Origin of the sequence: Streptomyces sp. NPDC006314, from assembly GCF_040613075.1 — a bacterium.
Taxonomy (GTDB): Bacteria; Actinomycetota; Actinomycetes; order Streptomycetales; family Streptomycetaceae; genus Streptomyces.
In genome coordinates, this window is the sequence record NZ_JBEXRL010000007.1 from 232,920 (window position 1) to 242,246 (window position 9,327).

Annotated in this window: 11 protein-coding genes and 1 riboswitch; of the genes, 3 read left to right on the forward strand and 8 right to left on the reverse strand. The window is 72.2% G+C overall.

Annotation, left to right across the window (positions count from 1 at the left end; translation table 11 throughout):
* Nucleotides 1-90: 90 nt before the first annotated feature.
* The gene (locus ABZ079_RS15630) at nucleotides 91-939 is read left to right on the forward strand and encodes a helix-turn-helix transcriptional regulator (RefSeq protein WP_356939962.1); all 849 of its coding nucleotides are present in this window, start codon (nucleotides 91-93) and stop codon (nucleotides 937-939) included.
* Here ABZ079_RS15630 and ABZ079_RS15635 read toward each other — a convergent pair.
* Nucleotides 893-1,210, reverse strand: a complete 318-nt coding sequence (locus ABZ079_RS15635) for a hypothetical protein (RefSeq protein WP_356939963.1) — start codon at nucleotides 1,208-1,210, stop codon at nucleotides 893-895. The two genes, ABZ079_RS15630 and ABZ079_RS15635, sit on opposite strands and share 47 nt — an antisense overlap.
* A gap of 233 nt (nucleotides 1,211-1,443) precedes the next feature.
* Between ABZ079_RS15635 and ABZ079_RS15640 the strand changes: the two genes are divergently transcribed.
* Nucleotides 1,444-2,526 carry an NAD(+)/NADH kinase gene (locus ABZ079_RS15640; RefSeq protein ID WP_356939964.1) on the forward strand — a complete coding sequence of 361 codons (1,083 nt, stop codon included), beginning with the start codon at nucleotides 1,444-1,446 and terminating at the stop codon, nucleotides 2,524-2,526.
* A 311-nt stretch (nucleotides 2,527-2,837) separates the two neighbouring features.
* On the opposite strand, the gene ABZ079_RS15645 is transcribed toward ABZ079_RS15640, so the two are convergent.
* Both ABZ079_RS15645 and ABZ079_RS15650 read right to left on the reverse strand, forming a co-directional pair.
* Nucleotides 2,838-3,587 carry a hypothetical protein gene (locus ABZ079_RS15645; protein WP_356939965.1) on the reverse strand — a complete coding sequence of 250 codons (750 nt, stop codon included), beginning with the start codon at nucleotides 3,585-3,587 and terminating at the stop codon, nucleotides 2,838-2,840.
* Between the two features lie 12 nt (nucleotides 3,588-3,599).
* Nucleotides 3,600-5,012: a serine/threonine-protein kinase gene (locus ABZ079_RS15650; RefSeq protein WP_356939966.1), complete on the reverse strand. Its 1,413-nt coding sequence runs from the start codon at nucleotides 5,010-5,012 to the stop codon at nucleotides 3,600-3,602.
* Between the two features lie 320 nt (nucleotides 5,013-5,332).
* On the opposite strand from ABZ079_RS15650, the gene ABZ079_RS15655 reads away from it, so the two are divergent.
* Complete coding sequence (locus ABZ079_RS15655; RefSeq protein WP_356939967.1) at nucleotides 5,333-5,923, forward strand: histidine phosphatase family protein; 591 nt, start codon at nucleotides 5,333-5,335, stop codon at nucleotides 5,921-5,923.
* Between the two features lie 19 nt (nucleotides 5,924-5,942).
* Here the strand turns inward: ABZ079_RS15655 and ABZ079_RS15660 are convergent, their stop codons facing one another.
* The 5 genes from ABZ079_RS15660 to ABZ079_RS15680 all read right to left on the reverse strand — a co-directional run bounded on the left by ABZ079_RS15660 (nucleotide 5,943) and on the right by ABZ079_RS15680 (nucleotide 8,702).
* Nucleotides 5,943-6,290, reverse strand: a complete 348-nt coding sequence (locus ABZ079_RS15660) for a hypothetical protein (RefSeq protein WP_356939968.1) — start codon at nucleotides 6,288-6,290, stop codon at nucleotides 5,943-5,945.
* Nucleotides 6,291-6,436: 146 nt separating this feature from the next.
* The gene (locus ABZ079_RS15665) at nucleotides 6,437-7,189 is read right to left on the reverse strand and encodes a CbtA family protein (protein ID WP_356939969.1); all 753 of its coding nucleotides are present in this window, start codon (nucleotides 7,187-7,189) and stop codon (nucleotides 6,437-6,439) included.
* 21 nt (nucleotides 7,190-7,210) lie between these two features.
* Entirely contained in the window at nucleotides 7,211-7,432 is a 222-nt protein-coding gene (locus ABZ079_RS15670) for a CbtB-domain containing protein (RefSeq protein WP_356939970.1), read from the reverse strand.
* Between the two features lie 36 nt (nucleotides 7,433-7,468).
* A riboswitch (cobalamin riboswitch) is annotated at nucleotides 7,469-7,603 on the reverse strand.
* A 538-nt stretch (nucleotides 7,604-8,141) separates the two neighbouring features.
* Nucleotides 8,142-8,312 carry a hypothetical protein gene (locus ABZ079_RS15675; RefSeq protein ID WP_356939971.1) on the reverse strand — a complete coding sequence of 57 codons (171 nt, stop codon included), beginning with the start codon at nucleotides 8,310-8,312 and terminating at the stop codon, nucleotides 8,142-8,144.
* Between the two features lie 33 nt (nucleotides 8,313-8,345).
* Nucleotides 8,346-8,702 (reverse strand): PRC-barrel domain-containing protein, encoded by a 357-nt coding sequence (locus tag ABZ079_RS15680; RefSeq protein WP_356939972.1) that lies wholly within the window; start codon nucleotides 8,700-8,702, stop codon nucleotides 8,346-8,348.
* Between the last annotated feature and the right edge of the window lie 625 nt (nucleotides 8,703-9,327).

Genomic DNA, 9,327 nt, shown 5'->3' on the forward strand with positions numbered 1-9,327 from the left:
GGGCCAGTGGGTTCGGGCAGGGTGCGGAACAGCAGCCAGCTCAGCACCGGCATCAGGACCAGCGGCGCCAGGGCGGTCCCCTGCCACACGATGACGCAGATCCGCCATACACCGATCGCCCCCACGCGCACCCGGTGGCTGACGGCCGGCGCGGCGATAGACGCCCACCGGCACGACGGGCACCAGATCGTCTACGCGGGCCGGGGAGTTCTGGCCGTCAGCACCGACGCGGGCTCCTGGATCGCCCCGGCCACCCGCGCCATCTGGGTCCCGGCCGGCACGGTCCACGCCCATCAGGCACACGGCGAGCTGGAACTGCATCTGGTGGGGCTGCCCGCGATCGAGAACCCGCTCGGCCTCGACGCGCCGACCGTGCTCGCCGTGGGCCCTCTGCTGCGCGAGCTGATCATCGCGTACACCCGTGCCCCGGACGACGACAGCCCCGAGCGGGCCCGGCTGCGCGCGGTGTTGCTCGACCAGCTGCGGGCCTCGCCCCAGCAGCCGTTGCACCTGCCGACACCGTCTTCGCCCCTGCTGCGAGCCCTGTGCGACATCCTGCGCGCCGATCCCGCCGACGGCCGCACGCTCGCCGAGCTGGGCCGGGAGGTCGGGGCCAGCGACCGTACCCTCTCGCGGCTGTTCCGCGGCGACCTCGGCATGACGTTCCCGCAGTGGCGCACCCAGTTGCGGCTGCATCACGCCCTGATCCTGCTGGCCGAGCGGACCCCGGTGACCGCGGTGGCGCATCTGTGCGGCTGGTCGTCGGCGAGCGCGTTCATCGACGTCTTCAGACGTACCTTCGGCCACACTCCGGGCAGCCATCCGGCGCAGGCGCGGGGCGGGGAGCACGCCCGACCGGGAGCCGGGGCGGGTCAGGTCGGCGGCGAGGGCGTCAGATGCCGTTCGGGCCGGCGGCGCGATACGGGAAGCGCCCGGTGAGCCCGCGGTACGCGGCGCGGAGCACCGCCGCCTGGAACAGGGCACTCACGCCGAGGGCCGCCCACCGGAGCGGGCCCGGCGGGAAGAGGAACAGCCACGACGTCGGGGGCCGTGACCAGGGACGCCCACACGCCGCGAAGCCGGGGTCCCCGAACAGCACCTCGGCCTCGATCCAGCCGAGGTCGCCGGCCACCACCGCCAGATAGCCGAGGGCGGCCGGATTGAGCAGGTAGGGGCGCACCGCCGCGCCGAAGGAACGCCGCGAACCCATGGAGCCCCGCGAGCCGTCCGTGTCCCACCTCCCGTGCCACGATCCGCGTCCGGTGACGGCGGCCTGAGTAGCCGTACTCACGTTCGCGCGGATGCCTACCCAGGTCCGGGCCGTGCCCGGGCAGCGGGGTTGCGCACCCCCGGCCGCGGCATCCGGCGGCGTGGCGCGCTCCGGGCCGGGCCGGTCCGCGACGAGGATGGCGCTCGGCGGGGAGAGAGGGCTGGGAGGCGGCTATGACCGTGAACCGTGTCGGCCTGGTCGTCCACGGCGGACGCGCCGAGGCCGTGGCCGCCGCGCGGTCCGTGCGCGAGTGGTGCGCCGAGCACGCCGTGGGATGTACCGACATCGACGTGTGGCAGGAGGGCGAGCGGCACAACGCCCATGAGGAGGTGGACACCGCGGGCGATCCGGACCTCATCGTCACCCTCGGCGGCGACGGCACCTTCCTGCGCGGTGCCCGGCTGGCGGCCGTGAACGACGCTCTGGTGCTCGGCGTCGACCTCGGCCGGGTCGGCTTCCTGACGGAGGTCCCGGCCCCGGCGGTGCGCGCGGCGCTGGACGCGGTCCGGGAGGAGCGGATCACCGTCGAGAGCCGGATGCTCCTCACCATGCGGGCGTCGTGCCGGCTGGAGGTGCCCGCGCAGATGGAGGCGCTGCTGCGGTACGGCCGTGGTCCGCTGCTGCCGCCGCCCCGGATCCGCATGGAGTGCGAGGTGGGCGGCGACTGGGGCGTCGCCCTGAACGTCATGGCCCTGAACGACGTCGTCGTGGAGAAGCTGGCCCGGGACCGGCAGGTGTCGGTCGGGGTCTATCTGGCCGGCCGGCTCCTCGCCAGCTACTCAGCGGACGCGCTGCTGGTGGCCACGCCGACGGGCTCCACCGCGTACAGCTTCGCCGCCGGCGGTCCGGTCGTCTCGCCCCGCGCGGAAGGCCTTGTCTTCACGCCGGTCGCCCCGCACATGGTGTTCAACCGCTCGGTCGTGGCCGCCCCCGACGAGCCCATCGCCCTGCGGGTGCTCGAACGGTCCGGCCAGGCAGCCGTCAGCATCGACGGCCAGCTGCGCGGTGTGCTGAGTCCCGGGGACTGGATCGGCGTGTACGCCGCTCCCCGCCGGCTCAAGGCGGTCCGGCTGGGCCCGACGGACTTCTACGGCCGGCTGCGTGAGCGTATGAACCTCACCGACGCGCCGGCCGCACTCGCCGACGGGAGCGCCGCCCCACTGTGGCCGGTGACCACTCCTCCGCCCGGTGACCTCGCGCATCTCGCACTGCCTCCGGCGCCCGACGAGACGACACGGCCGGCCGGTGGAGGCTGAAGGTGGTCTTCACCGCGGCGACGGGCCTGCGGGGACGGACACTTGCCCGGCCACCGCGTCGACGGCGGGTGGCAGGTGTGCCGACCGCGGGCACGCGTGGAGGCCGACGGTTCCACCGCGTGACGTCGCAGGCCGGCGGCGCCCGCCGACGTGGCGGACGCCGGCGGTGGGCAGGGCGACCGCCCGAGAGGGGCGTGGCCGCCGGCTGTCGCAGCTGCCGGCGCGGGATCGCCCACCGGCGAACGTGTCCCTCGACGGGGGTGCGGCGAAACACCGATCAGCACCGCGTGGCCCAGTCCTCCGCGGGGGGCTCAGTCGTACGCCTTCAGGCACAGCAGCGTCGCGCCGTCGTCCACCTTCGTGGACCAGTACGTGTTGGCGTCGTACCGCTCATGGCGGCAGACCTCGCTACCGGCGCCCGCCGTCGCCCGGTAGATGTCCGTGACGACCAGAATCTCGTTGTACGCGGCGGGAACCCTCCGGTCCGTGCAATTCGGGGACGACAGCATCGCGACGCTGCTGACGTAGTTGCCCGCGCGCTTGGCGAGCAGGCAGTCACCCTGGTGGTACAGGCCGGTGAGGCAGAGCGCGGTCCGCTCGCCGCTGCTGGTGGAGTAGTACGACCAGGTGGCCTTGCCCACGCCGGACGCGCAGTCGCCGGTGGTGCCGGTGACTTTCACGCGCGTCCCGTAGCCGCAGGACGTCGTGTCCGGCTTCTCCTCGCTCCAGTCGTACTTGGTGGTGCCGCCGTAACCGGTGTCGACGACGTCCAGGCAGTCCCCGTACGAGACGGCCCTGAAGGCGTCTTCGGTGGGGTCGGGCTCGGGGGAGCTGGTCTCCGCCTCGGGTTCGGGCTCGGTGTCATCGGAGCCACCGCCCGAGGAACTGGAGGAGCCGGAGTCGTCGGTGCCGCCGTCGATACCGTCGCCGGGGCCGCCGAGGCCGCTGGTGCCGCCGCTGCCGGAGAAGGTGAAAGCGGAGGTGGGGCTGCTCTTCGGGGTGTCGTGGCCCTTCTTCTCCCAAGGCTGCCAGAGCAGTAACCCGATGACGAGTGCGGCCACGAACAGACCGCCCTAGCCTTCCGGGGAACCCGATTTCTGGGCGGGTTTCTTCGCCGCCCCGGGCTTCGGCGGTGCCTTGGGGGTCGACACCGCGCCGGTGCTCTTGTCCTTGGCGGACGTCTCGGTCCTCTCGCGCGCGATGTGTTCGCGTTCCCTGCGCTGACTCTCCCTGCGCTCGCGTTCCTTCTGTTCCTTCTCCTCCCTCTCCTGTTCCCTGCGCTCGCGCTCCCTGCGTTCCGCCTCTTCCTTCCGCGCTTGTTCCCGGCGCCTGCGCTGTTCCTCTTCCCGGCGCGCGCGCTCCCGTGCCTCCGCCTCCGCCTGCTCCTCGGCCTGCTCCCGCACCAAGGCGTCCCGCTGCCTGCGCAGGGCCTCCAGCTGCTCGCGCATCTCGCTGATCGCCTCGTCCGCACCGCCGTCCCGGGCGCTCCCGGGCTTCACCCGAGTCGGTGCTTCGGCCGCGTCCAAGTCGAGTGTGTTGTCGCGGAGTTGACGGCCCTGCTCCGCGTACTCCTCGATCAGCGCGGTCCACGACCGCGGCAGGCACCGCTCGGTGCCCCCGCCCGCCGTCATCCGGTCGAGGCCGGCGAGAACGTCCCGTAGGACGTCGGACGGGGCCGGACGTCTCGCGGGGTCGGCCTCCAGCAGGGGGAGGATCAGCGGTTCCAGTTCCGGCGGCAGTCCGCTGGTGTCGAGCTCTCCGCGCTGGACGAGGGCGAGGATCCCGATGGAGTGGTCCGTCTGCTCGTACGGCGGGCGGCCGACCGCGAGGAAGAAGAGCGTGGCCCCCAGGGAGTACATGTCGGACGCGGCGGTGGACTTCTTGCCGCACGCCTGTTCCGGCGAGGTGAACGCGAAAGTGCCGATGGTCGTCGTCGAGCTGGTGTGGTCGTGGGCGTGTGAGATGCTGAAGTCGATCAGGCGGGGGCCGTCATGGGGCAGCAGGATGTTCAGGGGCTTGATGTCGCGGTGGACGACCCCCAGGCCGTGCAGCTCGACCAGCGCCCGCGCCGCCCCGGCCGCGGCCCAGCGCACTCCGTCGACGGGCAACGTCCCGGCGCTGACGACGAGTTCGGCCAGGCTGGGCGCCGGAATGAACTCGATGGCGAGCCACGGGCGCTCCGCCCTCGCGTCGGCGTCGAGCACCGTGGCGGTGTACGCGCTGTCGACCCGCCCCGCCAATTCCACCTCGCGGGCGAACCGCTCCCGGTCCGGCCTGCTCACGAACCCCTCGGCGAGGAGTGTCTTGACCGCGACGAGCCCGTGGTCCACCGCGGTCCCGGTGGGCCCCGCGGCGCTGGCGGGGGTCCCCAGGGCTTCCTGCCGGGCGAGATAGATGCGGCCCATGCCGCCGGTGGCGATCCGCCGCAGCAGCCGGTAGGGGCCGAGCCGCCGCGGATCGCCGGATTCGAGTGAATAGAGCTTCATTCCGGCCACGCGGCATCACTCCCCATGTGCGTCCCCCGTCCGTGCTGCCGACAGCGTGCGCCCGGTACGCCCGTACGCGATTGTGCGATTCAGCGATCAAACCGTGCCATGTCAGGGCGAGTTCGGGAAGTCCGCATGGCTGGAGCGGCCATAGTCGTCCGATGCGGGCCCCGAATCTGCGGAAACCGCGACTTCCGCGGATGCTATGTTCGCCACGCGGCGGGGCGACGAGCAGGTGCGCGTGCGGCCCGGCGCCCGCTGGCGGCACCCGTGCTGCCGCGGATCGCTGAGGTCTTGGCAGCCGCGGGAGGAGCAGCCACGTGACCAGCCGCGTCACCTTCGTCTCACCCGCGACGAGCCCGTCGCTGCGGCAGGCCCGCTTCTACGACGGCGACTCGATCGACGCCGTCGGGGCCGCCCACGCCCTCTCGGCGGCCGGCGCGCTGCCCGCGTACGCCCGTGTCATCACTTCCCCGAGCGTGCGCTGCCGCGAGACGGCGGCAGCGCTCGGCCTCGACGGCGTGGCGACGCCGGAGTTGCAGGGTCTGGATGCGGGCCGTTGGCGAGGCCGCACCCTTGAGGAGGTGGGAGCCGCCGAGCCGGAGGCGGTGGGCCGTTGGCTCGCCGACGCGGGCTGGTCGGGGCACGGCGGGGAATCGGTGCGGGACGTGTGCGAGCGGGTCGGGCGCTGGCTGGACACCGCGCCGGACACGGACGGCCGTACGGTCGCCGTGGTGGAGCCAGAGGTCGTACGGGCCGCGGTCGTTCATGTCCTGAGCCTGCCCACGGCTGCCTTCTGGCGGCTCGACGTACCGCCGTTGACGGCCACACAGCTCAGTGGACGGGCCGGACGCTGGAATCTGCGGCTCGGGCAGCCCCTGGCCGCGCCGGGCACCGCCGCGGCGCGCTGAGACCGGCGGGCGCCGTGGTTCAGGAGGCCGCGTCCCGGTGACGGCGCAGCAGCGCCGCTATCGCACAGCGCAGGCAGTCGGTTCCCGCGTCCCACTCCGCCGCCCGGGCCGTGGAACAGGACGCCGGGCACTCCGACGGCACGGTGCCGTTCTGCTCGTGGCGATCCGCCGGGTTGTCGACCAGCGTTTCCAGCTCGTGCAGGAGCCGTTCGGTCCGCTTCACCTGCTGGGCGAGCACCCGTACCCGGGCGCTCTGACCGCCGATCTGCCGTCGGCTGGCGATCAGCTGCTCGTATTCCTCGACGGTGAGGGCGACCGCCTCACGGCCCCCGAGCGTGATGCGGCGCGGCTGGGGATGTCTGGCCACTCGGTTCCTCCGCTCCTCGGCTTGGCGGTACCCGCCCCATCGGACGGTGTTCTGTGCCCTGTCCGTGATCCGATCGCGTCGGTGCCCGGAGAACGCGAGAGGGCCCCCGGATGGTTCCAAGGGGCCCTCTCGTGTCCCAAAACCGCTTAGTTCGAGGCGGGAACTGTCCGCCCGGACGGGGCTGTCGCCGGCTTGGGGTTCAGCTGCCGCTCGGCCAACTCGCCGAAGAGCAGCCCGAATCCGGCCCACAGAACGCTCTGGATGGCCAGTGCGGACAGACGGAACCGCCACAGCAGGGTGGCCGGGAAGTCCGCCGGCACCTCGTTGATGACGGGCAGGAACTCATAGGCCAGACCGATCACGACGGCGAAGGCGGCCACCGCGGCCACGGTCGCCCACCAGGTACCCAGAGCGGGCGCCAGGCGCTTGCCCAGGATGGTGGCGGCGACCGCGAGGAGGACGCTGAGCAGCATCATCAGGAAGTACAGGGTGGTCCGCTTGCCGATGGTGTCGGGGTCGCCGACCGACGGCGGGTTGGCCGGGTACTTCAGGAACGGGACCACGTACACGGCGAGCAGTGCGCAGCCGGACAGCAGCAGCGCGGTCACCCGCGGGGAGAAGCTGCCCACGCGGCCCAGCGCGAAGCAGAAGGCCAGCGCGGCGATGCCGCCGAAGGCGACCCCGTAGACGAGGACACCGGTGGCGAGACCGGCGGTGGACTGCAGGGAGCGGGAGACGACCTCCATCTCGTGCTCGTGGGAGTGGGCGTCCTCGAAGCCGATCGCCTTGTCGACGTTCGGCTCACCGAGGAGGTAGGAGACGACCAGGGCGAGCACGCCGGCGGCCAGGCCGGCGAGCATGCCCCGAACGAGGAGGTTTCTTACCGTTGCGGAGTTCATGGGCGTGCGGCGTCCCTCGCGTCAGTGGCAGGGGAAGCCGAGCAGGTGGCGGGCGTCGTGCACCCACTCGTGGACGTCCGTGCCGCTGAACACGGAGGTGGCGCCCTGCTCGGCGCCGACGAAGTAGAGCAGGATCAGCATCATGATGCCGAAGAAGACCGCCCAGGGAGCTATCGCCTTCAGCGGCAGCTTGGCGGGGATGGCGGGAGTGGTGGCTGTCGGCTGGGCGACGGTCTGCGCCATGGCAGAACCTCCTCTGGGAGTTCGCGTCCCATCTCGGTGGTGCAGTGGACGACGGCCACGGGTCTGACTCACGAGACGCCTCTCGCATACAGTGGCGCGACCGTGCCGGATTCCCACCGGCTTCCGTCTCGCCGTCGTCGATATCTGACAGACCGTACCGCGTGACGCGTAGCCCGCCAAGACCGCGCCACCTGGCGTGATCTTCCTCTCGCGGTAGGTGACCGGTCTGCTGAGTGCGGTGGGTGCGATGGGACTCGGGTGGCCTCCTGCCGGCGAAGGCGCCCATCCGCCCTTCTGGCCCCAGGTCGCGAACACCGCATCGACCAGGCGCCGTTCGCCCGAGACCGGCCCGGCACGCTCGGCCTCCCCGCGCCCACGGGGCGTCCGGTCAGGCACGGTTCGCATGGTCTTGGCCGTCGGCCGCGTCTCCTTGATGTCGACGCCTGCCACGAACGCCCGCGCCGACCCGGTGATCATGATGCGGCCGCGGTCGGGGCGCGGTCGAGGGCCTCGGGGGCTGCCATGGCCCTCATGGCCTGGTGGTGGCGGGCGTACGGGGCTCAGCGAGGCGGCGAGGGCCGTGTGACGGTCGTGTTCTGGGCGGAGCGGTGAACGGCCGGTTCGGCGGCCTGTGTCCGAGGTGCCGGGTCGGCGGGTTCCCTGGCGGGATGTGCCGGGCGACCGGCGAGTCCGCCGGCGCGGGAATCCGTCAGCGGAGGACGTGCCGATGGGAGCGCCGGGACAACCGCACGGCGGCGAGGACCAGGTCGGCGACGAGGAGCGCGATGCCGATGATCAGCAGATAGCCGAGACCCTCCACCGTCGCGCCGATCAGTCCCAGCACGATGGCGACGATGACGATCAGCAGGAAGATCACCATGACGGGAACACCTCCCTTGGCCGGACGCGGCCGTCAGCGGCGCGCGAGTTGCCGTTCGCCGCCGGCCCCTGGTTGGTAGGCCATGCCGTAGTAATGGAAGATCGCCTCCTCCTGCTCGGCGGGCAGCACGTCGTCCGTGCCGATCGAAGGGGACTTCCTGACGCGTGCCCTGTCGTAGGAGACCTTGACGTAGTCCGGGCCGAGGACTGTCTCGTCGAGGGGCACGAAGACAAGGAACCGGTGGGTGGGCAGACCGGTCCGGACGGTGACCATGGCCGGTTGGTCGGTGGTGGTGTCCACGTAGACGGCTTCGAGCGCGCCGATCTTGTGACCCTTCGGGTCGACGACATCGCGGTTGCGCCACTCGCGGATATCGGCTGGCTGGATCATGCCGTTTCTCCTTCCCGCTCTCGTTCGGCGAGAGCAGAACGAACGCCGGGCTCGGGTGGCCCGGCCTCGGCGGTCGGGTGGGGAGCGGGTGCTCACCGATCACGTGGCACAGCCAAGGAGCGCAGGGCGGGGGACGTGTGAGGCCTGAAGAGCGGGATGCGTCCGTCTCCGGCACACGACGTGCCCCGGCCGTTTCAGCGTACTCCTGCCGGTTTCCACGCCCGCTTCGCCGGATGCGGAGTCGTCTCTTGCCCACCCGTGCTGCACCCCGAGCCCGTCACAGCCCCGGCCGCGCGTCTCGCGCTGAAGCGCAACGGCACGTCCCGTGGACTCCTGGACGGTGCCTGGCGGCCCCGCTCCCGGAACCCGCTGAGCTGAGATCGACCCGCACAAGCTGTCGCTGCGCTCCTACGGCACCGGCCGCTGGGACTCATCCCGCCGGGGACCACCGCGGACGAGGCCGGGCACGCCGGCTCCGCGGCCGACCGGCCGCTCGATCCCGACGAGGCATGGGAGTACGAGGGCGGCGCGTCCTCGGTCTCCGCGGCCGTACCGGCCAGGCCGGTCGCGCCAGTCGCCTGATCATCGGCATGTGAGAGGGCCGCCATGCACGCCTTCCTGACGG